A 26,020-nucleotide genomic window follows, 5' to 3' on the forward strand; every position below is an offset into this window, starting at 1 on the left:
CCTTTCAATAAGCGGTGTGTTCGTTTTCGTGAATATGGGCGCTGGTGACCTTGCCGCGCACCACGCGGTACACCCAGCTTGTGTACATCACGATAATCGGCAGCATGATCACCACGACCCAGAACATCACGGCCAGTGTCTTGTGGCTGGAGGTGGCGTCCCATGCAGTCAGGCTGTGCGAGGGCGCCAGCGAAGACGGCAGGACGAAGGGGAACATGGCGCCGCCAACAGTGAGCAGGATGCCGGCGACGCTCACGCCGCTGGCAAGGAAGGCTGCAACGGTGCGGCCTGCGGCGCTGAGCACGATCACCAGCACGGCGCCGAGGATGGCTGCCGCCGGGAAGGCCAGCGTCAGCGGCCAGTGCGAATAATTGTCCATCCATGCGCCGGCGGCAAGTACCACGGTTTTCGCCGGAGGCATGAAGGCGGTGCCGGCATCGGGCATGGCGGTGATGCGGTAGCCGGGCAGGGACGTGGCGACCCATAGTCCGGCGGCGGCGAACAATACGATGGTCAACGCGGCGGCAACCATCGCCATGCGGCGCGCGCGCTCGGCGATGACGCCCTCCGTCTTCTGGTGCAGGAAGGTGGCGCCGTGCATGGCGAGCATGGCGACAGCCAGCACGCCCGACAGCAGGCCGAATGGGTTGAGCAACTGGAAGAAATTGCCGGTGTATTCGAGCCGCAGCAGGTCGTCGTAGCGGAACGGGACGCCTTGCAGCACGTTGCCCATGCCGACGCCGAAGATCAGCGGTGGCACGAAGCCGCCGATGAACAGTCCCCAGTCCCAGCTGTTGCGCCAGCGCGGGTCGGCGATCTTGCTGCGGTAGTCGAAGCCCACCGGCCGGAAGAACAGGGCGAAGAGGGCGACGAGCAGGGCGATGTAAAGGCTGGAGAATGCCGCGGCATACACCAGCGGCCAGGCTGCGAACAGCGTGCCGCCCGCGGCTATGAACCAGGTCTGGTTGCCTTCCCAGGTCGGGCCGATGGTGTTGATGATGACGCGGCGTTCGGTGTCGTCCTTGCCGAGGAAGGGGAGCGCCATGCCGACGCCGAAGTCAAACCCATCGGTCAGTGCAAAGCCAAGCAGCAGTACGGCGACGAAGCACCACCAGATCACCTTATAGGTTTCGTAGTCGAAGATCATGCTTGCTGCTCCCAATGGTATTTGCCGGTGTGCAGGGCGCTTGGGCCGAGGCGGGCGTACTTGAACATCAGCTTCATTTCAATCACCAGCAGCACGGTATAGAACAAGGCGAAGCCGGCCAGGCTGAAATACAGGTTCGATGGCTGGATGCTGGAGGCCGACAGGTGGGTCGGCAAAATCCCCGCAATCGTCCAGGGCTGGCGGCCGTATTCCGCCACGATCCAGCCCAGTTCCGCGGCAATCCACGGCAGCGGGATCGCCAACACGGCCAGCTTGAGCAGCCAGCGCTGCGGCGCCAGGCGCTGGCGGATCAGGAAGTAGAACGAGGCGCTGAAGATGAACAGGAAGGCCAGGCCAAGTCCTACCATGCCGCGGAAGGCCCAGAACAGCGGGGCTACTTTGGGGATGGTGTCATCCACCGCCATCTTTACCTGGGCGTCGGTGGCGTCGATCACGTTTGGCGTGTACTTCTTGAGCAGCAGACCGTAGCCCAAGTCTTCCTGCAGCGCTTTGAAGCCTGCCAGCGCCTCGGGCGACTTATCGCCGGCCTTGATGCGCGTCAGTGCGGCATAAGCTTTCATGCCATTGCGGATGCGGACTTCGTGGTTCGCCTTCAGCTCGGAAATGCCAGTGACCGGCTTGTCGATCGAGCGAGTGGCAATGAGTCCCATGACGTAAGGGATCTTGATCGCGTAGTCGGTGCGTTGATGCTCGTCGTTGGGCAGTCCGAATACGGTGATGCCGGCAGGAGCGGGTTCCGTGTGCCATTCGGCTTCGATGGCGGCCAATTTGACTTTGTTCACTTCACCCACGGTGTAGCCGGATTCGTCCCCCAGCACGATCACGGACAGGGTCGAGGCCAAGCCAAAGCCTGCGGCAATCGCGAACGAGCGCAGGGCAAACGCCACGTCGCGCGCCTTTAGTAAATACCAGGCGGAGACGCCGAGCACGAACATGGAGGCGGTGACATAGCCTGCCGCCACGGTATGCACGAACTTCACTTGCGCCACCGGGTTGAAGATCACGTCGGCGATGCTGGTCAGTTCCATGCGCATGGTTTCGACATTGAACTCCGCGCCGACCGGATGGTTCATCCAGCCGTTGGCGATCAGGATCCACAGCGCGGACAGGCTGGAGCCGAAGGCCACCAGGAAGGTGACGAGCAGGTGCTGGCGCCTGGAGAGCTTGTTCCAGCCGAAGAAGAACAGGCCGACGAAGGTTGATTCGAGGAAGAAGGCCATCATGCCCTCGATCGCCAATGGCGTGCCGAAGATATCGCCCACATAGTGCGAGTAATAAGCCCAGTTGGTGCCGAACTGGAATTCCAGCGTGATGCCGGTGGTAACACCCATGGCAAAGTTAATGCCGAACAGCTTGCCCCAGAACTTGGTCATGTCGCGATAGATTTCGCGGCCGGTCATCACATAGACCGACTCCATGATGACCAGGATCCAGGACAGGCCCAGCGTCAGCGGGACAAACAGGAAATGGTATAGGGCGGTGAGCCCGAACTGCAGCCGGGACAGGGCAACAACTTCATCGACGGGTGCCATCTTTGACCTTTTCGGTAAGGGTTGGCGCGGGCGCCGCCAGCAGGTGTTTTTCCACCTGCCCGGTCGGCAGCCGCATTTTCTTGGTTTGCGGATGCGAGAAGAAGGCGTACCACAGGCCGTACAGCAGCAAGGCCTTGACGGCCAGTGCGATCGTGATGGTCAGGGCCAGGCTGTGGCGGCCGGGGGGCTTCATTTGCTGTCCTCTTCAGCCTCGCTGCGGCTGGAGCGGAATTTGCCGCGCACAACGTCGCCCACATCAAGCAGCTTCTTGACGGTGGAGCCCATTTTCATCAGGGAAGCCAGGGTGTCCGGCGACAGGCGCTGCACGTCGTCGAACCAGGAGCTGGAAAGCTCGATCAGTTCATACATCTCGCGCATGCGTTCCTGGGCATAGCGGTCTTCCGCCGTGGAGGCGGATTCGAGCATCGCGTCGCGCAGCATGGACAGGGTCGGTTCGACCTCGCGGCGGCGCCGTTCTTCCAGCAAGGCCTTGAAAATGTCCCACACGTCTTTCGGCGGTTCGAAATATTCGCGGCGATCGTTTGGCTGGTGCAGCAGCTTGACCAGGCGCCAGGATTGCAGTTCCTTCAAGCCCATGGAAACGTTGGAACGCGAAAATTCCAGGTGCTCTGCAATTTCATCGGCATTCAGCGGGCGGTTGCTGACGTAGAGCAGGGCATAGATTTGCCCGACAGTGCGGTTGATCCCCCAGCGGCTGCCCATTTCGCCAAAGTGGAGGATGAATTTCTGTGCGAGGGGGCTCAGGTTTACCATTTCTTGATCTGCTTCCTTGAGTTTTTGAATTTTCAGGATTTCCTGAAATTATAGGACGATTCAAAAAACTTTGCGCTGTATAATCGTGTATATTGCGCTTTTGCAAAGGAATGCTGATGAAACGTATCACTGCTGTCTTGCTGTTGGGCGCCGCTGGCGCCGCCTCTGCTGCAGATATCACTGTATCCGCCGCAGCCAGTCTCAACAACGCTTTCCGTGAGGCAGCAGCGGCCTACGAAGCAGCCCATCCGGGCGACAAGGTCCTGCTGAACTTTGCAGCATCCGATGCGCTGGTGGCCCAGATTGCCAAGGGGGCGCCGGTGGATGTCTTTGCCTCCGCCGACCAGGACGCCATGGACAAGGCCCAGCCGCACCTGGCGCCGGGCAGTCGCCGCGACTTCGCCAGCAATCGCCTGGTGGTGGCTGTTCCGTTCGGCAGCAAGCTGGAACTGCGCACGTTGGCCGACTTGCGCCAGCCGGCGCTGCAGCGGCTGACCACGGGCAATCCGGCCAGCGTGCCTGTTGGCCGCTACACCAAGGGCGCGCTGGAAAAAATAGGGCTGTGGGGCGAACTGGAACCCAAATTCGTGTTCGGAACGAATGTGCGCCAGAGCCTTGACTATATCGCCCGTGGCGAAGTCGAGGCAGGCCTGGTGTACCAGACCGACGTCGCTTCGCAAGCGGAGAAGGTGCGCACAGCGATGGTGGTGCCGACCAGGACGCAGATCACCTATCCGCTGGCCGTCATCAAGGACGCGCCAAATCCGGTGGGTGCGCGCGGTTTTGCCGATTTCATCATGTCCGCCGGCGGCCAGGCCATCCTGGCGCGCCACGGATTCGGAAAACCATAAGCAATGGATGCTGCGCTGATCGCCCTTGGCCTGTCACTGAAGGTGGCGTTGTGGGCCACCTTGATTGACCTGGTCCTGGGTGTCGGCTTCGGCTACCTGCTGGCGCGCGGCCGCTTCCCCGGCCGCGATGTGCTGGATGCCTTGCTCACGCTGCCGATGGTGATGCCGCCGACGGTGCTGGGTTATTACCTCCTTGTGCTGATCGGCCGCAATGGCCCGTTAGGTCATTGGCTGCAGCAGCACTTCGGCATCAACCTGATCTTCACCTGGCAAGGTGCAGTCATCGCGGCAGCGGTCGTCGCTTTTCCGCTGGTGCTGAAAGGTGCGCGCTCGGCCTTCGAAGCTGTCGACGTGCAGCTGGAGCAAGCCGCCCGCGTGCTGGGCGTGCCGCCGCTTGGCGTATTCCTGCGTGTCAGCCTGCCGCTGGCGTGGCGCGGCGTGCTGGCCGGCACCTTGCTGGCTTTCGCTCGTTCGATGGGCGAGTTTGGCGCCACGCTGATGGTGGCGGGAAGCATTCCCGGCAAGACGCAAACGCTGTCGATTGCCGTCTATGAGGCGGTGCAGGCGGGGCAGGACGATACGGCCAACCTGCTGGTGATCATTACGTCGCTCACCTGCATTATCGTGCTGGTGGCTGCGAACCGGCTGGTACCGAATCGCGCGCAGGGGGCGGCATGACGATCAGTGTGAATATCCGCAAGGCCCTGCGCGCCGGGCCGCGCAGCTTCCTGCTCGATGCGCGGTTCGAATCGGCGAGCAAGCGGGTCGTGATTTACGGCGCATCAGGTGCCGGCAAGAGCCAGATGCTGAAAGCGATTGCCGGCTTGTCGCGTCCTGACAGCGGCATGATCGAACTGGATGGGCAGAAGCTGTTCGACAGCAGCACGGGAATCGATGTGCCGACGCGCAAGCGGCGCGTAGGCTACCTGTTCCAGGACTATGCCTTATTCCCGCACCTGAACGTGCGGCAGAATATCGGCTTCGGCCTGCAGCGCGGCTGGTTCAATCCGTCGCATCGCGGCGAGCCGGAAGCAGTGCGCTATTGGCTGGAAGCCTTTGGCCTGGCCGAGGTCGCGCATCAGCGGCCGGCGGAATTATCCGGCGGCCAGCGGCAGCGCGTGGCGCTGGCCCGTGCGCTGGTGGCGGAACCGAGTGCGCTGCTGCTGGACGAGCCATTCGCTGCGCTGGACCCGGCGCTGCGCGTGCGCATGCGCGCCGAACTCGATAGCCTGCAGCGCCGGCTCGATATCCCGATGCTGCTGATTACGCATGATCCCGACGACGCCGCCACTTTCGGGGGGCATGTATTGACGATGGCTGACGGCCGCGTGGCCGGAGAGGGCAGCAATGGTTAAAGAGGTCGCACTGCAAGGCGAGGTGTGGATCACGCTTGATGGCAAGGACTTCGGCGGCCACCAGCGCGTCGAATTGCTGGCCAGCATCGCGCAGCATGGCTCGATCACGCAAGGCGCCAAGGCAATCGGCATGAGCTACAAGGCTGCATGGGATGCGATCGATGCGATGAACAACCTGGCCGGCGAACCGCTGCTGGAACGATCCGCCGGCGGCAAGGGCGGCGGCGGTACGCGGCTCACGCATCGCGGCGCGCAGCTGGTGGCGAACTTCCGCCGCATCGAATACGAGCACAGGGTGTTCATGAAACACCTGAGCCGCCAATCGCAAGGGTTGGCAGATGATTACCTCCTGTTGCAATCAATGAAAATGAAAACCAGCGCGCGCAATCAATTCTCCGGAACCGTCACACGCATCAAGCCGGGCGCGGTCAATGACGAAATCATCCTGCGCATTGTTGGCGGCCAGGAGATTGTTGCAATCATCACACACGAGAGCGCAGAAAGCCTTTGTTTGCAAGAAGGAACGGAAGCTTTCGCTTTAGTTAAGGCTTCTTCGATCATCCTGGCGACCGGCGAAACCGGCAAACTGTCGGCGCGAAATCAGCTGCGCGGCACGGTATGCCGCGTGCAGCCTGGCGCCGTCAATTCCGAGGTGACCATCGCCTTGCCCGGCGGCGGCACCATCGCGGCCACTGTCACGCGCGACAGCGAGCAAGCGATGGAGCTCGAAGTGGGCATCGAAGCAACCGCCTTGTTCAAGGCGTCGAGCGTGATCATCGGTGTTCCGATATGAATTCCGTTTTGCAACCTTATGAGGATTTGCTAAGCTAGTCCACTTTTCGGGCCCGCCCCGTCCTTTGTGGAAAAGAAATGGAACTGCTAGCAAAATATTTCCGATGCCAGGGGCGCATCAATCGCCGCACCTGGCTGACACGTATCATCGCGCTTGGCCTGGTCTGCCTGGCCTTCGGCATGCTCGCCAATGAGCTGCTTGGCGATCCCGGCGCCGCCGCGTTCGCGCTGGCCTTCACCTGGGGCGCTCTGGCCGTCTCCACCCAGCGCCTGCATGATATCGGCCGCTCCGGCCCGAGTCTTCTTTTGCTGTTGATCCCTGTCCTGGGCCCGCTCTGGGTACTGCTCCTGCTTTGCCGCCGCGGCGGAGAAGGCAAGAACCGCTATGGCGACGACCCGCTGTCGCGCCACGATTACCTGCAAGTGAACATCGCAAAGTAAGACTATGCCAACTGTAAACGACGTCACCCAGCTCAACCCGATCAATGTCTACGCGGTAGCGACACCAAGCACCACGGCCGACCTGCAGGATGCGTTGCGCAAGACCAGCCTGCCGATTTCCATCGGCGGCGGCCATTTCAGCATGGGCGGCCATACGGCCAGCCCCGGCAGCCTGCACCTTGACCTGCGCGGCATGAACCGCGTGCTCGAATTCTCGCCGGCGGACCGCCTGATCCGCGTGCAGGCCGGCATCCGCTGGTGCGATATCCAGCGCTTCATCGACCCGCACGGGTTGTCGGTGAAGATCATGCAGACCTATGCCAATTTCACCGTCGGCGGCGCGCTGTCGGTCAATGCCCACGGGCGCTATATGGGCCTGGGCCCGGTGGTGCTGTCGGTGCGTTCGATTACGCTGGTGCTGGCCAGCGGGGAAGTGCGCGAAGCGAGCCCGCAGCAGGACAGCGAGCTGTTTTACGCGGCAATTGGCGGCTACGGCGCGATCGGCATCATCGCCGAGGCGGAGCTGGAACTGGTGCCGAATACGCGCGTGCAGCGCGGCAGCGTAAAGCTGGCGACCAGGGATTACCCGGCGTGGTTCGACGTGAATGTGCGCGGCCGCAAGGAGATCACTTTCCATAACGCCGACCTGTATCCGCCGCAGTACAACCGTGCGCGCGCCGTGACCTGGACCGTGACCGACCTGCCGGCCGACAAGCCGCGCCTGCAACCGCTGAACCGCGCCTACCTGGCGGAGCTGTATTTCCTGTGGTCGGTGTCCGAATCGCCGTTCGGCAAATGGCGCCGCGAGTACCTGCTCGACCCGCTGCTGTACCGGAAGAAGAAGGTCCACTGGCGCAATTACGAGGCCGGCTACGACACGGCGGAACTGGAGCCGCTGGGCCGCACCGAGCGCACCTACGTGCTGCAGGAGTATTTCGTGCCTTGCACGCGCATGGACGAATTCGTGCCGAAGCTGTCGGCTATCCTGGCCAAGCATCGTGTCAACACCATCAATATCTCGATTCGCCATGCACTGTCCGATCCGGGCACCTTGCTGTCGTGGGCGCGCGGCGAGACCTTCGCTTTCGTGCTGTACCACAAGCAGCGCACGCGCGACAATGCGCGCGAACGCGTTGGCGTGTGGACGCGCGAGTTGATCGACGCCGTGCTGGAATGCGGCGGCACCTACTACCTGCCATACCAGCTGCACGGCACGCATGAACAATTCCACCGCGCCTACCCGCGCGCGAAAGAGCTGTTCGCCATGAAGCGCGAGCTCGATCCCGAGTACCGCTTGCGCGGCGCCCTGTGGGACAAATACTATGCGCCGACGCTGGACCTGAACCCGGATGGCGAAGCGGCGCGCCGTTCGCTGTTCCATTCGGTGTACGGCAGCGAGCGCGAAGCGGACAAGTTCTACGCCTTCCTGCAGAACATCTTCAACCTGTTCCCGGAAGACCGCTTCCACACCCTGATCCGCAAGGCGACCACCGAAAACGACGACGAGGAATCGATCTACCGCGCCTTGCAGGCTGGCCTGCCGGGCATTACGCCGCCGCTGTCGCTGCTGCGTTATGCCTTGCCGTCATTGATGGTGCAGAAAGAAGAAATGGGTGTTCAGGCCAAGCGCCTGCTGGGCGACCAGGTGTTGAGGGATTACGTGGAGATCGGCACCACCGGCCGCTACGTCAACGCACTGCGCAAGCACCTCAAGCTGAAGGGCAAAGTGACGCTGGTGCACGACAAGGCGCCAGGCTATTCTCCTGTCGATATCGTGGAGCGGGGCGGCTTGCTGCAGGTCGGCAAGTTCGTGCAGATGAAGGACTTCGCGCCCATCGAACTGCCGGAGCAAAGCGCGGACCTGGTCAGCTGCTTCGTCGGCCTGCATCACATGGAACCGCACAAGCTGGCGCCGTTCCTGGCGTCGGTGGCGAATGTCGTGCGTCCCGGCGGCTATTTCGTGGTGCGCGACCACGACGTGAAAGACCGCGCCATGGACGATTTCGTCAGCCTGGCCCATTGCGTGTTCAATGCCGGCCTGGGCGAGCCGTGGGCGGTCAATTCGTCGGAGCTGCGCTTCTTCGCTTCGGTGGACGAATGGATCAAGCGCGTGGAAGCAGCCGGCTTCGAGCACACGGGCGAGCGCATCGTGCAGGCTGGCGATCCGTCCGCGAACGTCCTGATGGCCTTCAAACGGATCTGATATGCGCAAACTCTTGCTGGCTTTGAGCCTGCTGGCCGCTTGCCTGACCAGTTCCGCCGAAAGCCCGATTGCGGCGGAACAACGGCGCAGCGTGGAGCAGACTTTCCTGACCTTCCCTGAATGGTTCCTGGTGCACAGCCCGGCCGAATACGCCCGCTATGTGAAGCAGCATCCGGCCCACAACTTCCCCTTCCTCGGGCATGTAGGCCAGATCTGGACCAGTTATGCAGCCGTGACTGAAGAACAGGTGCGTGCCAGGTATCCGGGCAACGCCGGCTATCACGTGATGATCGGCGTCATCGGCGGCAGTACCTCGGTGGAATATGGCTTGCGCTCGCTGTATGAAAACACGCTGGGCCGCATCAGCTGGGCCACCGCCTCGGCGCTGACGCCGGAAGACGAATACGGCGCGCGCGTGGCGCAGGATTACGTCGACTTCATCCGCAAGGAGCCTTGGTACCTGTACAACTTCAGCATCAAGCTGAAAGGCCTGTGGACGGATACGCCGCTGTTCGGCGCCAATATGCTGCGCAAGCTCGAGCGGCGCTATGCCTTGACCACCGAATACCTGGTGAAGGCGGCCTACGGCAAGTTGATCAAGCTGGCGACCAGTGCCGCCTACGAGCCGGCCCTGATGACGACGCAGGTGGTGGTCGACCACGAGCCTTACGACCTGGCAGACATGCCCAACGTCAAGCTGCTGCGCATGCTGGACGATGGCCGCGCCGTGCTGGAGCTGCCGCGCTATTACGACTTCCGCCTGGCAGCAACGCGCCTTGGGCTGCAGGACGTGCAGTTGCAGGACATTGCCGGCAACAGCGGCGTCATCCTGGTGACGGTACTGACGCGCGGGCAGGGCACGGCGGCGCCACCGGACACGCGGGTGTTGTTCGAACAGCCGATCCTGACCGAACCGGGGCGCAAGCGGGTGGCGCTGGTGATGCGGGTGTCGGCATTGTCACGCTACCTGGTCGACGCGCCGCGCCAGGGCGTCGAGGTGGAGCACGTGTACGACTATTAATGCCGGCCGCTGCTGGCGACGCGCTGGAGCGCGCCGTGCTTGACGCAAGGCGCGGCCAGCGCTCGCCAGGCAGGCCTCAGCCTGCTTCGCCTTTTTCGCCTTGCCGGTTGCCGCCGCGCGCAGTCTGTCGACTCTCGCCGCCTTTGCGCCCGATTTCCGCCATGTGCTCGCGGTTGCGGCTCACCACTTCGCCGCCTTTCTGGCCGGCGCGGCGCGCTTCTTCCGGGGTGAATTCATGCGCCGTGCCCTTCTGGTGCGCGGCCTGGCCGCCCTTGCTGGCAATCATGCGCTGGGTTTCCTTATCCATCGCTGCGAAGCCGCGCTTGCCATTGCCGATTCTGACCTGCTCGTCCTGTGTAGCCATGATCCACCTCCCTCAATGTGCCCAGAAATCCGGGCGTGTGCCCGGGCCGGAAGCAGCGTCGCGGCTGCTTCTTGGGCTTGGAGGGAAGGTCTGCAATAAAGTTCAAACTTTTTTTTCGGTTCAGGAACCAGCCTGCCCGGTGGCGGAACGTTCGCCCTCCGCTTCGGCGGTGTTGTTGCCGCGCACCGGGGTGGCGCCGAAGTCATGCTCCAGTTCTTCCTTGCGGTCCTTGAGCTGTTCGCACAGTTCGGCCAGGTTGGCATCGCTCTGGCGGACTTTGGGGAACATTTGCTGTTCTTCTTCGGTAACGTGGTGTTCCACGCATTCGTGCAGTTTTTGCACGGTGGCATCCAGCTCGCCGTTCCCGGTGGCCATGCCGCGAATGTGCTCGACCAGCTCCTTGATCGAGCCATGCTCCTCGAGGGCTTCATCGACTTGCTGCTGGTGGCCGGTCTCGGCGCGCACAGCGGGATAGAAAATCTCTTCTTCGATGGTGGCGTGAATGGTCAGGTCCATGCAGATTTGCTGCGCCAGGTCGTGCTTCAATCCCTGGTGCGAGGCATCGCATTTCTCGAATTCACGGAACAGTTTCTTGACCTTGTCGTGGTCGGCGGTGAGTAGCGCCACGGCATCTTTTGCCGTGGCGCCCTGGTTTTGCTGGCTCATGCTGGCTCCTTCGCTGCGTCGGTTAGGCCGCGCAGAAGGAGCCGCAGGGGAAGGGGCTCAGGCGACTTGCAGCACCAGCTTGCCGAAGTTCTTGCCTTCGAACAGCATGGTCAGCGCCTGCGGGAATTTCTCGATGCCTTGCACGACATCTTCCCGGCTTTTGATTTTGCCTTCCTGCAGCCATTTGCCGAGCGCGGCAACGGCTACGTGGTAGCGGTCGGCGTAGTCGAACACGACCATGCCTTCCATGCGCGCGCGGTTCACCAGCAGGGACAGGTAGTTGGCCGGTCCTTTGACCGCCGTCGTGTTGTTGTACTGCGAAATTGCGCCGCAGATCACGATGCGGGCCTTCAGGTTGATGCGCGTGAGAACGATGTCGAGGATGTCGCCACCAACGTTGTCAAAGTATACGTCAACGCCATTTGGACAGTGTTCCTTCAGGCCGGCTCGCACATCGCCGCCCTTGTAGTCGATGCAGGCGTCGAAGCCGAGCTCATGGACCACGAAATCGCATTTTTCCTTGCCGCCGGCAATGCCGACCACGCGGCAGCCAAGCTGTTTGGCCACCTGGCCGACGGTCTGGCCGACGGCGCCGGCCGCGCCGGAAACCACCACGGTTTCGCCGGCTTTCGGCTGGCCCACTTCGAGCAGGCCGAAGTAGGCGGTCATGCCCGGCATGCCGAGGGTGTTGAGCCAGGTGGTCGCGGGAGCCAGGCGGGTGTCGATCTTGTGCAGGCCGGCATGACGGTCGTCGGCGGCGCCGACCCAGTACTGCTGCACGCCGAAGCCGCCGCCGACCTGGTCGCCCACGGCAAAGCGCGGCGATTTGGAAGCGACCACCTCACCCAGGCCGCCGGCGCGCATGACTTCGCCGATGCCGACCGGGCGGATATAGGATTTGGCGTCGTTCATCCAGCCGCGCATGGCGGGGTCGAGCGACAGGAAGAGCGTCTTGACCAGCACTTCACCGTCGGCCAGCTCGCGCACCGGCTCCTTGGTGATTTGCCAGTCGCTGTCCTTGGGCAGGCCGACCGGACGGGCGGCGAGGCGGAACTGGGTGTTCTCCATTTTTGCTCCTTTTTTATAAAAAAGTACGGTCATTCTATTCCGGAATTTGCCAGACGTGGCAATGTTCATGCGACAATACCGTCCCGCCCATGACTTGAAATGCCATGAATCACCCAGAATACATCCTTACGCTCTCTTGCCACGACCAGCGCGGCATCGTCCATCGTGTATCGGGATTCCTGGCTGAACATGGTTGCAACATCATCGATTCCGCCCAGTTTGGTGACGCGGAAACGCAACGATTCTTCATGCGCGTGCACTTTGCGCGCGAGGATGCCGCGTTTACCGATGCCGCACTGCGCGAGGATTTCGCCAAGGTGGCGGAAGCCATGGGCATGGAATGGGCGCTGCACGATGCGCACGCCAAGCCGCGCGTGATGCTGATGGTGTCCAAGATCGGCCACTGCCTGAACGACCTGCTGTTCCGCTACAAGAGCGGGCTGCTGCCGGTCGACATTCCAGCCATCGTGTCCAACCATATGGACTTCTACCAGCTGGCGGCCAGCTACAACATTCCATTCCACCACCTGCCGCTGGCAACCGGCGCGCCGGAGGAAGCCAAGCTGGCGCAGGAAGCCCGCATCGCGGAACTGATGGAGAACCACAAGGTGGACCTGGTGGTGCTGGCGCGCTACATGCAAATCCTGTCGCCGTCGATGTGCGAACGCCTGAAAGGGAAGGCGATCAACATCCATCATTCCTTCCTGCCCAGTTTCAAGGGCGCCAAGCCTTATGCGCAGGCGCACAAGCGCGGCGTGAAGCTGATCGGCGCCACCGCCCACTTCGTGACCGGCGACCTGGATGAAGGCCCGATCATCGAGCAGGACGTGGAGCGCGTCGACCACGCCATGGATTCGGATGCGCTGACCGCGATCGGCCGCGACGTCGAGTGCGTGGTGCTGGCGCGCGCCGTGAAATGGTTCGTCGAACATCGCATCCTGCTGAACGGCGACCGAACTGTAATCTTCAAATAATTAGTAATGGCACTGAAATCTACGATCTACAAGGCGGAACTGTCCATCGCGGACATGGACCGCAATTACTACGCAACCCATATGCTGACCCTGGCGCGCCATCCGTCCGAAACGGATGAACGCCTGATGGTGCGCATTGTCGCCTTCGCGATCCACGCCGATGAAGCGCTGGTGAATGCGAAAGGCATTTCCGATACCGAAGAACCTGACCTGTGGCAGATGGACCTGACCGGCGCCATCCAGTTGTGGATTGAAGTCGGCCAGCCGGACGAGCGCCGCATCCTGAAGGCCGCCGGGCGTTCCGAGAAAGTGATGGTGTATTCCTATAGCTCCGCCTCGCACGTGTGGTGGAAGCAGCTCGCCAGCAAGATCGACCGCGCCAGGAACGTCAGCGTGGTGAATATCGATGCCGAGGCCAGCGCCGCGCTGGAAAAGATGGCGCAGCGTTCCATGCAACTGCAGTGCACGATCCAGGACGGCCAGATCTGGCTGACCGACGGCGCCACCACCGTGGAAGTCACGCGCGAGGTCTGGAAGTCCTGATCCGGCGAATCGGTGGCAGAATGTGCTCATCATGTTGCGCTACCTGATTGCCTTTCTATTCCTCGTCCAGGGGGCCACGGCCCAGGCGGTGACGCAGGCTGAAGTCATGGCCGGTTCCGCAAAGCTGTATCGCGGGCAGCTCGATGAGCTTCGCAAAGGCTATCGCCTTGTCGACGATGAGCGTTTTGGCGCGCGGGTGGCAGCGCTGGCGCGCCCCTTGATCGAGCAGGCGAAGCGCGAGTTTCCGGAAACGACCGCATGGGACTGGGAGCTGCACACCACGACCGACGGCGATGCCAATGCCTTTGCCATGGCGGGTGGAAAACTACTGGTCAGCCGCGCCTATGTCGATGAGCTGGCGCTGTCCGATGCGGAACTGGCAATGCTGCTGGCGCACGAAATCATGCACGCGGTACTGCGTCACAACCTGAAGGAATTCGAAGAGGCGCTGCGGCTCGAGCCGGGGCGGGCGACGCAGCCCTTCGCCGAATTCGAATACGATATCGACAACGATAGTGCCCTGATGCGCAAACTGGCGAGCTTCAATCAGCAACAGGAATTGGAAGCCGACCGCGAAGGCCTGCTGTTTGCGGCGCGCGCCGGATGGCCGCCGCAGGCGCTGGCGGCCTATTTCCGCAAGCTGGCAAAGCACAGCCACTCCCCCAATGTCGCACGCTTCGACCATCCTTCACCTGCCAGCCGCTGGCACGCCGCGCGGGAGCTGGCTGCGCAAATGGAAGCGTCCCGCTAGGCTATAATGCCCGCCATGCATATCAAATCGTCAACCCGCTTGCGCTGGATCTGGATCGCGTGCTTCGCCATCCTGATGAACGCACTTGCGCCGGCAATTTCGCATGCGGTGAACGGCAAGCCGCGCACATGGGAGATCTGCCTGAACGACGGCACGCGCGTGACCGGTGTCGGCGATCTCGATTACGCCACCTTCGTGGCCGTGACCGACCGCAGCAAAGCGCAGTCCCCGGCGCGGCCGATGGCGCAAATGGACATGGAAGACTGTTCCTACTGCTTGCCGCATGCCGGCTGGTTTGGCCTCCCGCCAACCGACCTTGCCTTGCCGTTGCCCCTCGACGGTGCGACCATGCGCCCAACCCTGTTCTACCAGTCGCCACAACCACTGCCGGTGTGGTCTGCGTCCAATCCGCGAGGACCGCCTGCACACGCCTGATTTCGTCCCCCATTTAACGAATCAAGGAGTGAAAAATGAAAAAGCAGTTCTTCGCGTTCGCAATGTCGATCGCCTTCGCCGCCTCCGCCGCGGCACAAGTTACCGTGCGCGAGCCATGGATTCGCGCCACCGTGCCGGCCGCACAGGCCACCGGCGCCTTCATGGAGCTCGTTTCCAAACAGGACGCGCGCCTGGTGGAGGTGCGTTCGCCTGCCGCCGGCATTATTGAAATCCACCAGATGTCGATGCAGGGCGACCGCATGATGATGTCGGCCGTCGAAGGCATCGACCTCCCGGCCGGCAAACCGGTGGCGCTGGCATCCGGCGGCTACCACATCATGATGATGGACCTGAAGCGCCAGATGAAGGCGGGCGAAATGGTGCCCATGACGCTGGTGATCCAGGGCAAGGGCAAGAAGCAGGAGACGGTGCAAGTGCAAGTGCCGGTCAAGCCGCTGTCGTACACCGCTCCCAAGCACTAAGGAGCCGACCATGAAAAAATACCTGATGGCCGCAGCACTGCTCGCGGCAGCGTCCGCGCACGCCCATATCTCGCTGGAGCAGCGTGAATTTGCGGCGGGCAGCTACCAGAAGCTGGTGTTCCGTGTCGGCCATGGTTGCAATGGCAGCCCCACGGTGGCGGTCAGCATCCGGCTGCCGGAAGGCTTTGCGCCGATGAAGCCCATGCTGAAGAATGGCTGGAGCATCGAACGCACGCCCGACAGCCTGGCCTGGCGCGGCGGTCCCTTGCCTGACGAGTTCTACGACGAATTTGTCATGTTCGGCAAAATGCCGGCGGCGGGCAGCCACACCTTCAAGATCGTCCAGTCCTGCCAGTTCGGCAGCGCGAACTGGGAAGCCACCCTCGAAACGCGCTAGGGGCTGATCATGAAATGCCAATACAAACCGCTGGCCGCAATGCTGGCGGCGATGGGCCTGGCTTGCCCGGCGCAAGCGGACCACGTGGTGACGATCAACGGTGGCCGCCCGACGTCGCTGCCTACGCAGATACCGACCACGATCGAAGGGATCACCGGGGCGCAGGTGGAAGACCGCATCAACGCCTTCGATAGCGAGGATGCGCTGAAATACCTGCCAAGCCTGAATGTGCGCAAGCGTTTTATCGGCGATTACGACCATGCTGTGCTGGCCAGCCGCGCTTCCGGCACTGGCAACAGTGCACGTTCACTGGTGTATGCGGACGGCATCCTGCTCTCCAACCTGCTGGGAAATGGCGCAAGCTACACCCCGCGCTGGGGATTGGTAACGCCGGAGGAAATCGAACGCGTCGACGTGCTGTACGGTCCGTTTTCAGCCGCCTATGCAGGCAACTCGGTGGGCGCGGTGGTGGATTTCCAGACCCGCATGCCAAGCAAGCTGGAGGCGCACGCCAAACTGTCGTGGGTGAGCCAGGATTTCGAGCAATACGGAACTGATTCTCGCCATGCCGGCAGGCAGTACAGCGCCTCGCTGGGTAATCGGACGGGCGCCTTGGCGTGGTGGCTGAACCTGTCGCGCCTTGACAGCGACGGCCAGCCGATCGCCTTTGCCAACAAGCTTTTGTCGGCAGGCGTCGCGCCAAAACCGGGCGAGCCGGCCGGCGTGGCCGTGACAGGCGCTGTTGGGGATCGCAATCCCGCCGGCAAGGATTGGTACATCCTTGGCAGCACGGGCCAGGTGAACACGGTGCAGGACCACGCCAAGCTGAAGCTGGCATATGATTTGTCGCCAACGCTGCGTGCCAGCTACACGCTGGGCTGGTGGCGGAACGACGTGGTGCGCAGTGCCGAATCGTATTTGCGCGATGGCGCAGGCAATGCCGTGACCAGCGGCGCAATCAATATCGGCGGCAAGCGTTTTACGCTGCTGCCTTCCGACTTTGCTGGTGCGCGTGCGGACCTTGAACATCTGATGCACGGATTGTCGTTGAAAACGCACGGGCGCGGCAGCTTCAATTGGGAAATCGCCGGCAGTGCTTACGACTATTCGCGCGACCTCGCACGAGTGCCGACAGGAGGCGGGCAGGGCAACCTGACCGATATGGGAGGCAGTGGGTGGAACACTTTGGCGTTACGCGGTAGCTGGCGCGCTGGCACTGTGCACCAAGTGGAGTTTGGCGTGCAGCGCGAGAATGCCAGGTTGCGCACGCATGTGACCAGCGTGGCGGACTGGATCGCAGGAGCAGGCGGCAAGCATGTGTCGACCTTCAATGGCAATACGCGGCTTGAGAGCCTGTATGCGCAGGACACCTGGCGGCTGTTGCCGGATTGGAAGGCAACGCTTGGCCTGAGGCAGGAAACCTGGCGCGCATATGGTGGACAAATCTCGGCTGCGACTGGAAATCTGCTGCCTTTCACCGAACGCCGCGAGCAGGCCTGGTCGCCCAAGGCTGCGCTGGCGTGGCGTGCAGGCGAGACCTGGAGCCTGAAGGCATCCATCGGCCGTGCGGTACGTAATCCGACCGCGGCGGAGCTGTTCCAGGGTTCCATCGTGGACGACAGGATCGTCAACACGGATCCGAACCTGGGTGCCGAGAAATCGTGGACCAGCGAGATGACAGCGGAGCGCATGACAGCGCAGGGTAGTGTGCGCGCCACGCTGTTTGGCGAAGCCACGCGCGATGCCTTGTATTCGCAGCCGCTGACTGCGACTGTGAATACGGTACAGAACGTGGGCAAGATCCGTACACGTGGGTTGGAGTTGTCGCAACAGGCTGACGACGTCCTGACGCATGGGCTGACGCTGCAAAGCAGTCTTACCTATGCGGATTCCGAGATCGTCTCGAACGATGCCATGCCTTCCAGCGTCGGCAAGCGGCAACCGCGCGTGCCGAAGTGGCGCGCGAATGCCTTGGCGTCTTACCATGTGGGCCAGCACTGGACCGGTACATTCGGTGTGCGTTATAGCGGCAAGCAGTTCGGCACGCTGGATAACAGCGATCCGAATGGGGCAACGTATATGGGAGTGTCGGACTACCTGGTCGCCGACGTGCGCTTGCGCTACCGCTTCAATCGCCAGTGGACGGCATCGGTCGGCATCGACAACCTGAACGGCGAAAAGTACTGGGCTTTCCACCCATATGCCCAGCGCACGTTCAGCGCTGACCTCAAGTTCGACCTCTAAGCCCCCAGTGAACAACGCCCCGCCGGGGCGTTCTCCTTTGCGCGGCTTGACAAGCTGATCGCAGGTGAAAAATTAGAAGAATTTCTGAGGGACGATGGCCCGTGAACTTTGTGGCGACACGGGCCGGGACAGAGGCATTGATCAGTTCGGGTTGCCAGTCAGGCGCTTCACGCTGCCGGAGCCCATCACGCTCTTGGTGAGCTGCGGCTCACCGTAGTAGCTGACATCGCCCGAGCCAGCCACGCTGACCGACAGCGATTGCTTGGCCCACACCACAGCGCGGCCTGAACCGCCAATGCTGACCGCAGCTTCGCGCGTCGCCAGTTGCCCGGTGCTGACCTTGCCCGAACCGCCAATCGACACCTTCAGTTTGTCGGCCGAACCGCTTGCCTTCAGGTTGCCGCTGCCGCCGAGGGAAACGGTGACGGACTCGCCTTCGATATTGCGCAAGTTCATGGAGCCGGAGCCGCCGACATTGAAGGACAGTTTGCCGCCACGCAGGCCTTCCGCATCGACCGAGCCGGAGCCGCCAACCGAAATTCGTTCCAGATTCTTTGCAATGATCACAACCTTCAGGTTGCGGGTATCGAACTGCAGGTTGGGACGGACAGGACGAATCTGCAGGGTGCCGTCTTCGACCACGGTTTCGATCAGCGGCAGGATGTTGTCATCCGATTCGATGCTCACGCTCTCGGTACTGCCGATGCGGACTTCGACGCTGCCGGGCAAGCCCAGGCCAAGGCCGGTGAAGTTGGCCGCTTCCCGCGCCTGCCTGGAGATTTTGCCATTGCCCTGCACGCGTTCGCCGGCAAACCAGCCCAGCGGGGCGGCTGAGACCACGGCAACCGGAGCGGCGACAGCAAAAACGGAAGCGGCGACCAGGGCATTGCGCATTGCAGCAGACATCTTCATCTTGTTTCTCCTCAATTTGAATAAGAAACATCGTATCGAAGCCGGCGCCCTGATGCCTGCGCAATGCGACAGGACGCCGCCTTGCGGGAACAGAATGCAAATGCCGCGGGCAGGGCGTCGCTCCTGTATCATTTCGCCCATGCTTACCATCATCATCAAACAGGGCAAGGAGAAATCCATCCTTGCCGGCGATCCCTATATTTACCTGTCCGCCATCGAGCGCGTCGACGGCCGTCCCGCAGAGAAAAACAAGCCAGGCGCCACGGCCACGGTCGTGTCCTCATCGCGCCAATTCCTGGCCCGCGCCGCCTATAACGCCAAGTCGCAGATCGCAGCCCGCGTCTGGACCCTGCGTGAAGACGAGCCGGTCGACCACGCCATGGTGAAACGGCGCGTGCGTGCCGCCATCGCGCGCCGCATCCATTCCCTGCAAGCGGCGCGGCCAGATGAGCTGGTGCCGATCGTGCTCGGCGATGAAGATGGCTTGTCCGGCCTGCTGGTGCAGAGTTATGGCGGCAAGGATGGCTACCTGGTGTGCCAGTTCCAGTCGGCTGCGGTGGAAGCGTGGAAGATCGCCATCGTGCAGGCCCTGATTGCCGAAACTGGTTGTCAAAATGTTTACGAGCGTGCGGACAAGCTGATTCGGGAAGGAGAAGGCCTGCATGTGAAGTCGCGTGCGCTGGCCGGCGAGGAACCGCCGCAACGGCTGACTGTGAGCGAGCGCGGCCGCAGTTTTGCCTACGATCTCCGTACCGGATTTGAATATCCGAAATAAATGTTGTTCACCAGCCACTTACATTCTACAAAGCAAATGCAATAGAATCTTGCGTAACAATTGGAGAACACAGGCACAATGGAAACCTCGCAAATTCGCACCCTGACGTATATCGAGAACGAAGACCACCCGGTCTTTGGCACCCTCGTCGAGCAAATCCTGCACCTGCTGAATTCCAAACTGGTTTTTTCGGACATCCTGATCCACCAGAACAGCCCTTTGCTGCTGCGCCAGCCGAAGGGCCTGGTGGCCGTGACCGATTCGCCGATCACGCGCGAAGAGCTGGAAGAATTCTTTGAAGTGGTGGAGCCAAACTGGCGCGAACGCATCCAGGACCGCGCCTTCGACCGCGCCATCGACCTGCACACTGCGCGCATCCGCGCCAACTGCTTCAGTTTCCAGGGCAAGAAGCGCCTCGGCTGCGTGATTCGCCGCTTCCCGAAAGAACCGCTGCTGTTGTCTGGCCTGGGCCTGCGCCCGACGGAAGAAAAGTTCGCGCAGCTCTCGAGCGGTTTGGTGCTGATTATTGGCGACACCTGCCAGGGCAAGTCGACCACCATCGCCTCCATGCTGGACGACATCAACAAGAACCGTTCCGGCCATATCATCACCATCGAAGACCCGGTCGAGACCCTGATCCCGCAACGCAAGTGCGTGATCACCCAGCGCGAAGTCGGCTTTGACGGCGACGTTGAAACCTTCGACCTGGGCGCCAAGGATGCGCTGCGCGAACGTCCCGACGTGATCGTAATCGGCGAGATCCGCGATGCGGAGACCGCACACGAAGCGCTGGCGCTGGCCGAATCCGGTCCGCTGGTGCTGGCCTCGCTGCATGCACGCTCGACCGAGCTCGGCCTGCAAAAGATGATCCGCCTGCTGGGCAACACCGAACCGCAACGCCAGGCACTGGCGCACGCCCTGCGCGGCGTGCTGTGCCAGGCGCTGATGCCGGCGATGGATGGCGACCGCTACTACTTGGGTACGGAAAGCCTGACCGTCAATCCCGACGTGGCGGCCGTGATCGAAAACGGCAATGTGGCCGACCTGCGCAATGTCATGGAGCGCAAGTCCGCCCCCGGTTGCTACACGATGAACGAATGCCTGCGCAAGCTGCTGGCCGAAAAGAAGGTCAGCATCGAAGACGCCCGCCACGCCACCACCGACCGGCTCGGCTTCGCCGACATGCTCTAAGAACAGCCGAGCCCGTGTCACACCTTGGGGTCACACCCCGAGTGTGACACGGGCTCATCCGATACCAGTTGAGGCCGTGTCACAGTTTGGGTGTGACCCCAGGGTGTGACACGGACTGGGCTGTAGTTATTCCAGCGGTACGTTGCGGTAGCGGTTGACCGTGCTGCTTTCGACCGGTGGGGCGTTGTTGCCCCATGCGGCGCGCAGGTAGGACACTACTTGTGCTACTTCCACATCATTCAAAGAATGGCTGAACGGCGGCATGCCGTAGGGACGCGGGTTGCCTGCCGTGCCGGGGGCGAAGCCGCCATTCAGCACAATGCGGATCGGGTTTACCGCTTCGTCCATCGTCAGCGCGCGGTTGCCGGCCAATGGCGGGTAGTGCGGCGCGATGCCTTCGCCTTTTTCACCGTGGCAGTCTACGCACGCCTTGCTGTAGATCTTTTCGCCCGCTGCGAGAAAGGCGGCGGCTTCAGGTTCCTTTGAACGTTCGTACGGCTCGCGGCTGCCGCTTTCGTTCGGCAGCGATTTGAGGTACACGGCCATGGCGCGTGCGTCTTCATCGCTCAGGTGCTGCAGGCTTTCGCGCACGACTTCCGCCATCGGGCCGAACACGGTGGCGCGCTGCGAGACGCCGGTCTTCAGCAGGTCGGTGATGTCTTTTACTTCCCAGTCGCCCAGGCCGGCTTCCCGGTCGGAGGTGAGCGAGGGCGCGTACCATCCCAGCACGGGAATCAGGCCGCCTGACAGGCCTTTGTCGCTGGCGCCCAGGGCGTTGCGTTCGCTGTGGCAGGCAATGCAGTGGCCGGGGCCTTGCACCAGGTAGGCGCCGCGGTTCCATTCGGCGGACTTGCCGGCGTCTGGCGTGTACACGGCGGGCTTGAAGTACAGGGCGCGCCATACCGCCAGCATGGCTTGCTGGTTGTAGGGGAAGCGCAGGCTATGCGGCTGGCTGGCCTGCTTCACCGGTGTGATGGACTGGAAGTAGGCGTACAGCGCGTCCGAGTCGTCGCGCGTCATTGCGGTGTAGTTGGTGTATGGGAAGGCTGGGTACAGCAGGCGGCCATCCTTTGCCTTGCCGTTGTGCAGCGCGTTCCAGAAATCGTCGGCGCTCCAGTTGCCGATGCCGGTTTCCTTGTCTGGCGTGATGTTGGGCGACATCACGTTGCCGAACGGCGTTTGCAGGGCGCGGCCGCCGGCAAAGGCGGCGCCGCCGCGCGTGGTATGGCAGGCCATGCAATCGGCGGCCTTGGCCAGGTAGGCGCCGCGCGCCGCCTTTTCCGCGATCGGCATGGTCTTCGAGGCGGCGCTTGGCGCCGGGCCGGTGTCGTGCTTGGGCCAGAGGAAGCCGACCGCTGCGACGACGAGCAGCAGCGGTACGGCGATGGCGATTTTCGTATTGCGCTTCATGGTCGGTTCTGTTTATTTGTGGATGCCGCCGCATTCCAGCGGCAGTTGTCCGGGCAGGGCGGGCGCTGGACGCGCGTTCGGGTCGGCCGGTTGCGCGGCCAGCCAGCCGGAGACGGCGGCAACGTCGGATTCGCTCAGGCGATTGGCCACTTCGGCCATGCAGTCCGGCGCGTGCGCCTTGCGTTTCTGGTTGCGCCAGGCGCCGAACTGGGCGTTGATGTAGTCGCGCGGCAGGCCAATCAGGCCGGGAATCGCGGGTGCCACCCCGGTCATCGCCTCGCCGTGGCAGGCCACGCAGGCCGGCACTTTGCGCGAGGGGTCGCCCTGGTGCACCAGCACGCGGCCACGCTCGATCATTTGCGGCGTGGCGCTGGTGGCGGCCGGCGGCGGGTAGGGGGCGTGCTGTTCGGAGAAGTATTGGGCGATCTCCCTCAGGTAGGCATCCGGCAGCTGTTCGACCATATACGTCATCATCGGGTACTGGCGGCGGCCCTGCTTGAAGTTCAGGAGCTGGTTGTACAGGTAGCCGGCGGGCTTGCCGGCAATGCGCGGGAAGAAGGCGTCTCCTTGCTCGTTGGCTTTGTGGCAGGCAATGCAGGCGGCGACGCGCTGCTCGACGGTGTCCGGCAGGCTGGCCGGTGCGGCCAGCGCCGAGGTGGCCACAACTGCGGCGCCAAATGAGAGAATGCGGAGCATGATGAATCCGTTTTTCTTGTGATGGGTCAAGGATACGCCTGCGAGGCGGAGAATAACAGGCTCAGAATGGCCACGGAATGAGGGTATCAGTTTGAAGCTTTACGAGGCGCTAGCCGATGAACTGGCGGGCTTGATGGCGTCCGGCGTGCTGCGGCCGGGCGAGAAGCTGCCTTCGGTGCGGCAGCAGCAGGAGCGGCGCGGCGTCAGCCCGTCCACCGTGTTCCAGGCTTATTACCAGCTCGAGGCGCGTGGCCTGATCGAGTCGCGTCCGCGCTCGGGGTATTACGTGGCTTCGCGGCGCTTTGCTGCCGCGGCGGAACCGGAGGTCTCGCGGCCCGATGCGGCTTCCACCCTGGTTGACGTCAGTGAGCTGGTGTTCCAGGTGCTGGAGGCCAGCCGGGCGCCGGGCAACGTGCCTTTCGGTTCCGCCTTCCCCAGTCCCTTGCTGTTCCCGCTCGATAAGCTGGGGCGCGCGGTCGCGGCCAGCATGCGCCATATCGATCCCTGGAGCACGATTGCCGACCTGCCGCCGGGGAATGCGGAGTTGCGGCGCCAGATCGCTTTGCGCTACCAGCTCGATGGCTTGCAGGTGGCGCCGGACGACATCGTGGTCACCAATGGCGCGCTGGAAGCGCTGAATCTCTGCCTGCAGGCGGTGGCGCGGCCGGGCGACACGGTGCTGGTGGAGTCGCCGAGTTTCTACGCGGCCTTGCAGGCGCTCGAGCGCATCGGCTTGAAAGCGCTTGAGGTGGCGACGCATCCGCGCGAAGGGATCGAACTCGGGGCGCTGGCTGCGGCGCTGGAGCAGCACAGGCCGAGCGCCTGCTGGCTGATGACCAGTTTCCAGAATCCGCTTGGCAGCCTGATGCCGCCGGAGAAGAAGCGGGCCCTGGTCGAATTGCTGGCGGCGCATGACGTGCCCCTGGTCGAGGATGACGTGTACGGCGAGCTGTATTTCGGCGCGCAGCGGCCGGCGCTGGCGAAGCGTTTCGACAGCAAGGGACTTGTGATGCATTGCAGCTCGTTTTCAAAATGCCTGGCGCCGGGATTCCGGGTTGGCTGGGCTGCGGCGGGGCGTTTTGCGCGGCAGGTCGAGCGTCTTAAACTGACTACCTCGCTGTCGGCGGCGATGCCTTCGCAGCTGGCGCTGGCGGAATACCTGGGGCAGGGTGGATATGAGCGGCATCTGCGCCAGTTGCGTGGTGCGCTGGCGGGACAGCAGCAGCAGATGTTGGCGGCGATCGCGTCGCACTTCCCGGCGGGGACGCGGGTGACGCAGCCGCAGGGCGGGTATTTCCTGTGGGTGGTGTTGCCGGAGTCAGTGGATGCGCTGGAGCTGCATCGGCTGGCTTTGGCGCACGGGATCAGCATTGCGCCGGGGCCGATGTTCAGCGCGAAGCGGGCGTTTCGCAATTGCATTCGCCTCAACTACGGGCATATTTGGGATGAACGGCAGGCGGCGGCGATTGCGAAGCTTGGGGTGCTGGCGAAAACCGTGAAGCCAGTGTCAGACCCTTGGGCCTGACACTGGCTTCCCGGTTTTAGGTCGCTTGGGCGGCTTGATCGGCGGCAGCACATTGCCGATGCCGACCCAGTGCCGGTACACGCGCAGCGCCACTTGCGCATCGTCGGCGGCGTACAGGATCTGCTTTTCATTGAGCCGCGGCGTGGCCCAGTTGGTGGTGGAGATCTTCTTGGACTTGGTCAGCGCCTGGCCGAAATACTTGGCGACAGCGCTCTTGGCGCCCAGGTCATTCTTCTGTCCTGGCACGCGCAGCACCACGCCCAGGTCCACCACTTTCAGCGGCTCGATGCCCAGCTTGGCGCGCACGCGCTTGATGTCGTCGGACAGGCCGAAGCCGATCTTCAGCGTCATGTCGGATTCAAGGATAGCCTTGACCACGGCCAGATGGGGAAAGGCAGCGCCAACCTGGAACAGCCAGGCATGGCGGTCGTCGGCAAACTGGATCAGGTGCGGGCCGTCCGAGCTCTCCCCCTTGACAAAGGTCGGCTTGGATTCGGTATCGAAACCGATAGCATCCGCCGCCAGCAGGGCCGCTTGCGCTGCCTCCGCGTCGGCGGCGGTCTTCACGAGCCTGACGTCGGCCAGCCGGATGCCTTCATAAGGAGGCAGCTCGGGGACCGCTTCTGGCGCGTCGCTCATTACTTCCTGGAGAACTTGGCGGTCAGCGCCTGCAGCTTCTCTGCGCGGCGGCGCTCAGCTTCCTGGGCGGCTGCAGCTTCGCGTTCGGCAGCGCGTTCAGCCTTGCGACGCTCCACTTCTTTCTTGTAGCGTTCAGCCAGGGTTTCCTTGGCGTGCTTGCGGTGTTCGTCGGTGACTTCAGCGCCGGTGCTGCCATCCAGGTTGTAGCGGACGGTGGCTTTTTCCATGGCGCGCAGGTAGCGCTGCGAGGAGGTGTGAATGCCCAGGGCGGCGCGCATCAGCTTGCGGTTAAGCTCCGGCATCGCGGCGATGAGCTGTTTGTCGATGCCGATCGACAGCGGCAGGCTGTCGCGGAACGGGGCATACTGTTGCTGCAATTGCTTGAGCAGGGCGCGTGCGGAATTGGGAGCGGCAGGTGCGGCGGCTTGGCCTTCGGCCGACTGCTGAGGGGTAGTGCTAGTGTTCATCGACTTCATAGGTTAATCAAGAGCCGCCAGCATACCACGACGCAAGCGCCCGGCGCATTGTGTTTTCGCTCATGATGTGGTTTTGATATCGAATTAATGGGTGCAGTCCGGGCCGAAACCTTGTATAATGACAGACGCACCAAATGCAGGACGGTGCGAATTCAGTTTGGTAAAGAGTTTTCGGCCGGGGCCGCGCTGCCCTGTGAAGTCCAGTTCCAGGGCATGTGCCCTCTCTAATCACTGAATCATCGGAATCGAGCCCGGTCATGCGGGCTTTTTCTTTTCCCGATTATCCCTGAAACCGGGCCATCGCGAGCCTTCGATAAGTGCACCTTCGGGTGTGC

At 62.6% G+C, this 26,020-nt stretch carries 29 protein-coding genes; 17 read left to right on the forward strand and 12 right to left on the reverse strand.

Translation table 11 applies throughout. From position 1 onward, the window contains the following. Window positions 1–4 precede the first annotated feature (4 nt). Genes cydB through ACN9MU_RS12690 form a run of 4 tightly spaced genes read right to left on the reverse strand, consistent with a single transcriptional unit; the run spans window position 5 to window position 3,474 of the window. Window positions 5–1,147 (reverse strand): cytochrome d ubiquinol oxidase subunit II, encoded by a 1,143-nt coding sequence (gene cydB, locus ACN9MU_RS12675; protein ID WP_426322706.1) that lies wholly within the window; start codon window positions 1,145–1,147, stop codon window positions 5–7. Then, the gene (locus tag ACN9MU_RS12680) at window positions 1,144–2,700 is read right to left on the reverse strand and encodes a cytochrome ubiquinol oxidase subunit I (RefSeq protein ID WP_426322708.1); all 1,557 of its coding nucleotides are present in this window, start codon (window positions 2,698–2,700) and stop codon (window positions 1,144–1,146) included. The genes cydB and ACN9MU_RS12680 overlap by 4 nt, the downstream gene beginning before the upstream one ends. Next, on the reverse strand, window positions 2,684–2,893 hold the full coding sequence (gene cydP / locus ACN9MU_RS12685) for a cytochrome oxidase putative small subunit CydP (RefSeq protein WP_426171059.1): 210 nt from the start codon (window positions 2,891–2,893) through the stop codon (window positions 2,684–2,686). The genes ACN9MU_RS12680 and cydP overlap by 17 nt, the downstream gene beginning before the upstream one ends. Continuing rightward, entirely contained in the window at window positions 2,890–3,474 is a 585-nt protein-coding gene (locus tag ACN9MU_RS12690) for a GbsR/MarR family transcriptional regulator (protein ID WP_426171061.1), read from the reverse strand. Before ACN9MU_RS12690 ends, cydP begins: the two co-directional genes overlap by 4 nt. Window positions 3,475–3,590: 116 nt before the next feature. On the opposite strand from ACN9MU_RS12690, the gene modA reads away from it, so the two are divergent. The 7 genes from modA (at window position 3,591) to ACN9MU_RS12725 (ending at window position 10,137) form a co-directional block, all read left to right on the forward strand. After that, window positions 3,591–4,325, forward strand: coding sequence for a molybdate ABC transporter substrate-binding protein (gene modA / locus ACN9MU_RS12695; protein WP_426322713.1), 735 nt, complete (start codon window positions 3,591–3,593; stop codon window positions 4,323–4,325). Between the two features lie 3 nt (window positions 4,326–4,328). Then, window positions 4,329–5,003: a molybdate ABC transporter permease subunit gene (gene modB / locus ACN9MU_RS12700; protein WP_426171065.1), complete on the forward strand. Its 675-nt coding sequence runs from the start codon at window positions 4,329–4,331 to the stop codon at window positions 5,001–5,003. After that, window positions 5,000–5,680, forward strand: a complete 681-nt coding sequence (locus tag ACN9MU_RS12705) for an ATP-binding cassette domain-containing protein (RefSeq protein ID WP_426337403.1) — start codon at window positions 5,000–5,002, stop codon at window positions 5,678–5,680. The genes modB and ACN9MU_RS12705 overlap by 4 nt, the downstream gene beginning before the upstream one ends. Continuing rightward, window positions 5,673–6,473 (forward strand): TOBE domain-containing protein, encoded by an 801-nt coding sequence (locus ACN9MU_RS12710; RefSeq protein ID WP_426337404.1) that lies wholly within the window; start codon window positions 5,673–5,675, stop codon window positions 6,471–6,473. The genes ACN9MU_RS12705 and ACN9MU_RS12710 overlap by 8 nt, the downstream gene beginning before the upstream one ends. A gap of 77 nt (window positions 6,474–6,550) precedes the next feature. After that, window positions 6,551–6,913 (forward strand): DUF805 domain-containing protein, encoded by a 363-nt coding sequence (locus ACN9MU_RS12715; RefSeq protein ID WP_426171070.1) that lies wholly within the window; start codon window positions 6,551–6,553, stop codon window positions 6,911–6,913. 4 nt (window positions 6,914–6,917) lie between these two features. Continuing rightward, window positions 6,918–9,116, forward strand: a complete 2,199-nt coding sequence (locus ACN9MU_RS12720; RefSeq protein ID WP_426337405.1) for an FAD-binding protein — start codon at window positions 6,918–6,920, stop codon at window positions 9,114–9,116. 1 nt (window position 9,117) lies between these two features. Further along, window positions 9,118–10,137 (forward strand): hypothetical protein, encoded by a 1,020-nt coding sequence (locus ACN9MU_RS12725; RefSeq protein WP_426337406.1) that lies wholly within the window; start codon window positions 9,118–9,120, stop codon window positions 10,135–10,137. Window positions 10,138–10,213: 76 nt separating this feature from the next. On the opposite strand, the gene ACN9MU_RS12730 is transcribed toward ACN9MU_RS12725, so the two are convergent. From ACN9MU_RS12730 to ACN9MU_RS12740, 3 genes are all read right to left on the reverse strand, one after another. Further along, window positions 10,214–10,501, reverse strand: coding sequence for a KGG domain-containing protein (locus ACN9MU_RS12730; RefSeq protein WP_426171074.1), 288 nt, complete (start codon window positions 10,499–10,501; stop codon window positions 10,214–10,216). 120 nt (window positions 10,502–10,621) lie between these two features. After that, window positions 10,622–11,167, reverse strand: coding sequence for a hemerythrin domain-containing protein (locus tag ACN9MU_RS12735; RefSeq protein ID WP_426171075.1), 546 nt, complete (start codon window positions 11,165–11,167; stop codon window positions 10,622–10,624). Between the two features lie 57 nt (window positions 11,168–11,224). Continuing rightward, complete coding sequence (locus ACN9MU_RS12740; RefSeq protein ID WP_426344674.1) at window positions 11,225–12,235, reverse strand: NADP-dependent oxidoreductase; 1,011 nt, start codon at window positions 12,233–12,235, stop codon at window positions 11,225–11,227. Window positions 12,236–12,339: 104 nt separating this feature from the next. On the opposite strand from ACN9MU_RS12740, the gene purU reads away from it, so the two are divergent. From purU to ACN9MU_RS12775, 7 genes are read left to right on the forward strand one after another with little or no spacing between them, the layout of a single operon-like run. Continuing rightward, window positions 12,340–13,209, forward strand: coding sequence for a formyltetrahydrofolate deformylase (gene purU, locus ACN9MU_RS12745; protein ID WP_426322723.1), 870 nt, complete (start codon window positions 12,340–12,342; stop codon window positions 13,207–13,209). 6 nt (window positions 13,210–13,215) lie between these two features. After that, entirely contained in the window at window positions 13,216–13,752 is a 537-nt protein-coding gene (locus ACN9MU_RS12750; RefSeq protein WP_426171081.1) for a YaeQ family protein, read from the forward strand. 31 nt (window positions 13,753–13,783) lie between these two features. Then, window positions 13,784–14,503, forward strand: a complete 720-nt coding sequence (locus ACN9MU_RS12755) for a M48 family metalloprotease (RefSeq protein ID WP_426337408.1) — start codon at window positions 13,784–13,786, stop codon at window positions 14,501–14,503. 15 nt (window positions 14,504–14,518) lie between these two features. Continuing rightward, on the forward strand, window positions 14,519–14,938 hold the full coding sequence (locus ACN9MU_RS12760; RefSeq protein ID WP_426337409.1) for a DUF2946 domain-containing protein: 420 nt from the start codon (window positions 14,519–14,521) through the stop codon (window positions 14,936–14,938). Between the two features lie 35 nt (window positions 14,939–14,973). After that, window positions 14,974–15,420 carry a copper chaperone PCu(A)C gene (locus ACN9MU_RS12765; RefSeq protein ID WP_426337410.1) on the forward strand — a complete coding sequence of 149 codons (447 nt, stop codon included), beginning with the start codon at window positions 14,974–14,976 and terminating at the stop codon, window positions 15,418–15,420. Between the two features lie 10 nt (window positions 15,421–15,430). After that, on the forward strand, window positions 15,431–15,817 hold the full coding sequence (locus ACN9MU_RS12770; RefSeq protein ID WP_426171088.1) for a YcnI family protein: 387 nt from the start codon (window positions 15,431–15,433) through the stop codon (window positions 15,815–15,817). A gap of 9 nt (window positions 15,818–15,826) precedes the next feature. Beyond that, on the forward strand, window positions 15,827–18,061 hold the full coding sequence (locus ACN9MU_RS12775; protein WP_426337411.1) for a TonB-dependent receptor: 2,235 nt from the start codon (window positions 15,827–15,829) through the stop codon (window positions 18,059–18,061). 141 nt (window positions 18,062–18,202) lie between these two features. On the opposite strand, the gene ACN9MU_RS12780 is transcribed toward ACN9MU_RS12775, so the two are convergent. After that, on the reverse strand, window positions 18,203–18,973 hold the full coding sequence (locus ACN9MU_RS12780; RefSeq protein ID WP_426337412.1) for a head GIN domain-containing protein: 771 nt from the start codon (window positions 18,971–18,973) through the stop codon (window positions 18,203–18,205). Window positions 18,974–19,112: 139 nt separating this feature from the next. Here ACN9MU_RS12780 and ACN9MU_RS12785 point away from each other — a divergent pair, with 139 nt between their 5' ends. Then, window positions 19,113–19,748, forward strand: coding sequence for an SAM-dependent methyltransferase (locus ACN9MU_RS12785; protein WP_426322735.1), 636 nt, complete (start codon window positions 19,113–19,115; stop codon window positions 19,746–19,748). Window positions 19,749–19,826: 78 nt separating this feature from the next. Further along, on the forward strand, window positions 19,827–20,939 hold the full coding sequence (locus ACN9MU_RS12790; RefSeq protein ID WP_426171094.1) for a type IV pilus twitching motility protein PilT: 1,113 nt from the start codon (window positions 19,827–19,829) through the stop codon (window positions 20,937–20,939). Window positions 20,940–21,065: 126 nt separating this feature from the next. On the opposite strand, the gene ACN9MU_RS12795 is transcribed toward ACN9MU_RS12790, so the two are convergent. Both ACN9MU_RS12795 and ACN9MU_RS12800 read right to left on the reverse strand, forming a co-directional pair. Then, window positions 21,066–22,349, reverse strand: coding sequence for a c-type cytochrome (locus ACN9MU_RS12795; protein WP_426322737.1), 1,284 nt, complete (start codon window positions 22,347–22,349; stop codon window positions 21,066–21,068). A 12-nt stretch (window positions 22,350–22,361) separates the two neighbouring features. Continuing rightward, complete coding sequence (locus ACN9MU_RS12800) at window positions 22,362–23,045, reverse strand: c-type cytochrome (protein WP_426337413.1); 684 nt, start codon at window positions 23,043–23,045, stop codon at window positions 22,362–22,364. A gap of 91 nt (window positions 23,046–23,136) precedes the next feature. Here ACN9MU_RS12800 and ACN9MU_RS12805 point away from each other — a divergent pair, with 91 nt between their 5' ends. Next, a complete protein-coding gene (locus ACN9MU_RS12805; protein WP_426337414.1) occupies window positions 23,137–24,570 on the forward strand; it encodes a PLP-dependent aminotransferase family protein in 1,434 nt (477 codons plus the stop codon). Here the strand turns inward: ACN9MU_RS12805 and ACN9MU_RS12810 are convergent. Beyond that, on the reverse strand, window positions 24,553–25,209 hold the full coding sequence (locus ACN9MU_RS12810) for a 3'-5' exonuclease (protein WP_426337415.1): 657 nt from the start codon (window positions 25,207–25,209) through the stop codon (window positions 24,553–24,555). The genes ACN9MU_RS12805 and ACN9MU_RS12810 overlap by 18 nt on opposite strands. Further along, window positions 25,209–25,685, reverse strand: a complete 477-nt coding sequence (locus ACN9MU_RS12815) for a ProQ/FINO family protein (RefSeq protein WP_426337416.1) — start codon at window positions 25,683–25,685, stop codon at window positions 25,209–25,211. Before ACN9MU_RS12815 ends, ACN9MU_RS12810 begins: the two co-directional genes overlap by 1 nt. Between the last annotated feature and the right edge of the window lie 335 nt (window positions 25,686–26,020).

It is taken from the genome of Pseudoduganella sp. R-32, from assembly GCF_049913245.1.
Taxonomy (GTDB): Bacteria; Pseudomonadota; Gammaproteobacteria; order Burkholderiales; family Burkholderiaceae_D; genus Rugamonas.

Coding starts and splice junctions, on each gene's coding strand:
- ACN9MU_RS12760 (WP_426337409.1), top strand. CDS start 14,519: ATGCATATCAAATCGTCAACCCGCTTGCGCTGGATCTGGATCGCGTGC.
- ACN9MU_RS12730 (WP_426171074.1), bottom strand. CDS start 10,501: ATGGCTACACAGGACGAGCAGGTCAGAATCGGCAATGGCAAGCGCGGC.
- purU (WP_426322723.1), top strand. CDS start 12,340: ATGAATCACCCAGAATACATCCTTACGCTCTCTTGCCACGACCAGCGC.
- ACN9MU_RS12705 (WP_426337403.1), top strand. CDS start 5,000: ATGACGATCAGTGTGAATATCCGCAAGGCCCTGCGCGCCGGGCCGCGC.
- ACN9MU_RS12680 (WP_426322708.1), bottom strand. CDS start 2,700: ATGGCACCCGTCGATGAAGTTGTTGCCCTGTCCCGGCTGCAGTTCGGG.
- cydP (WP_426171059.1), bottom strand. CDS start 2,893: ATGAAGCCCCCCGGCCGCCACAGCCTGGCCCTGACCATCACGATCGCA.
- ACN9MU_RS12800 (WP_426337413.1), bottom strand. CDS start 23,045: ATGCTCCGCATTCTCTCATTTGGCGCCGCAGTTGTGGCCACCTCGGCG.
- ACN9MU_RS12690 (WP_426171061.1), bottom strand. CDS start 3,474: ATGGTAAACCTGAGCCCCCTCGCACAGAAATTCATCCTCCACTTTGGC.
- ACN9MU_RS12770 (WP_426171088.1), top strand. CDS start 15,431: ATGAAAAAATACCTGATGGCCGCAGCACTGCTCGCGGCAGCGTCCGCG.
- ACN9MU_RS12790 (WP_426171094.1), top strand. CDS start 19,827: ATGGAAACCTCGCAAATTCGCACCCTGACGTATATCGAGAACGAAGAC.
- ACN9MU_RS12765 (WP_426337410.1), top strand. CDS start 14,974: ATGAAAAAGCAGTTCTTCGCGTTCGCAATGTCGATCGCCTTCGCCGCC.
- ACN9MU_RS12715 (WP_426171070.1), top strand. CDS start 6,551: ATGGAACTGCTAGCAAAATATTTCCGATGCCAGGGGCGCATCAATCGC.
- ACN9MU_RS12720 (WP_426337405.1), top strand. CDS start 6,918: ATGCCAACTGTAAACGACGTCACCCAGCTCAACCCGATCAATGTCTAC.
- ACN9MU_RS12795 (WP_426322737.1), bottom strand. CDS start 22,349: ATGAAGCGCAATACGAAAATCGCCATCGCCGTACCGCTGCTGCTCGTC.
- ACN9MU_RS12735 (WP_426171075.1), bottom strand. CDS start 11,167: ATGAGCCAGCAAAACCAGGGCGCCACGGCAAAAGATGCCGTGGCGCTA.
- ACN9MU_RS12710 (WP_426337404.1), top strand. CDS start 5,673: ATGGTTAAAGAGGTCGCACTGCAAGGCGAGGTGTGGATCACGCTTGAT.
- ACN9MU_RS12755 (WP_426337408.1), top strand. CDS start 13,784: ATGTTGCGCTACCTGATTGCCTTTCTATTCCTCGTCCAGGGGGCCACG.
- modA (WP_426322713.1), top strand. CDS start 3,591: ATGAAACGTATCACTGCTGTCTTGCTGTTGGGCGCCGCTGGCGCCGCC.
- ACN9MU_RS12810 (WP_426337415.1), bottom strand. CDS start 25,209: ATGAGCGACGCGCCAGAAGCGGTCCCCGAGCTGCCTCCTTATGAAGGC.
- ACN9MU_RS12815 (WP_426337416.1), bottom strand. CDS start 25,685: ATGAAGTCGATGAACACTAGCACTACCCCTCAGCAGTCGGCCGAAGGC.
- ACN9MU_RS12785 (WP_426322735.1), top strand. CDS start 19,113: ATGCTTACCATCATCATCAAACAGGGCAAGGAGAAATCCATCCTTGCC.
- ACN9MU_RS12775 (WP_426337411.1), top strand. CDS start 15,827: ATGAAATGCCAATACAAACCGCTGGCCGCAATGCTGGCGGCGATGGGC.
- ACN9MU_RS12740 (WP_426344674.1), bottom strand. CDS start 12,235: ATGGAGAACACCCAGTTCCGCCTCGCCGCCCGTCCGGTCGGCCTGCCC.
- ACN9MU_RS12750 (WP_426171081.1), top strand. CDS start 13,216: ATGGCACTGAAATCTACGATCTACAAGGCGGAACTGTCCATCGCGGAC.
- ACN9MU_RS12780 (WP_426337412.1), bottom strand. CDS start 18,973: ATGAAGATGTCTGCTGCAATGCGCAATGCCCTGGTCGCCGCTTCCGTT.
- cydB (WP_426322706.1), bottom strand. CDS start 1,147: ATGATCTTCGACTACGAAACCTATAAGGTGATCTGGTGGTGCTTCGTC.
- modB (WP_426171065.1), top strand. CDS start 4,329: ATGGATGCTGCGCTGATCGCCCTTGGCCTGTCACTGAAGGTGGCGTTG.
- ACN9MU_RS12725 (WP_426337406.1), top strand. CDS start 9,118: ATGCGCAAACTCTTGCTGGCTTTGAGCCTGCTGGCCGCTTGCCTGACC.